This window comes from Methylobacterium sp. J-077, assembly GCF_022829365.1.
Lineage (GTDB): Bacteria > Pseudomonadota > Alphaproteobacteria > Rhizobiales > Beijerinckiaceae > Methylobacterium.
In genome coordinates, this window is record NZ_JAKSYJ010000040.1 from 1 (window position 1) to 261 (window position 261).

A 261-nucleotide genomic window follows, 5' to 3' on the forward strand; every position below is an offset into this window, starting at 1 on the left:
ACGCCTCCTGCAAGATCAGCTTGTCCAGCGTCAGATCTGCGATCGCCCGCCTGAGACGTTGGTTCTCCGTCTCAAGATCCTTCATCCGCTTCACTTGATCCGATTTCAGGCTGCCGTACTCCTTGCGCCAGCGATAGTACGTCACCTCGGTCACGCCGATCGCCCTGATCGAAGCGGCGACGCTCTGTCCTTGTGAGACCAGCACGTCGACCTGACGCAGCTTGCTCACGATCTCCTCGGGCTTGGGTCGTTGGGCCATCG

At 60.2% G+C, this 261-nt stretch carries 1 protein-coding gene; it reads right to left on the minus strand.

The window, feature by feature from the left end; genetic code table 11:
• The coding region (locus MKL11_RS02215) for a transposase (RefSeq protein WP_243939874.1) at positions 1-259 on the minus strand (259 nt) is incomplete at its 3' end.
• Positions 260-261 lie beyond the last annotated feature (2 nt).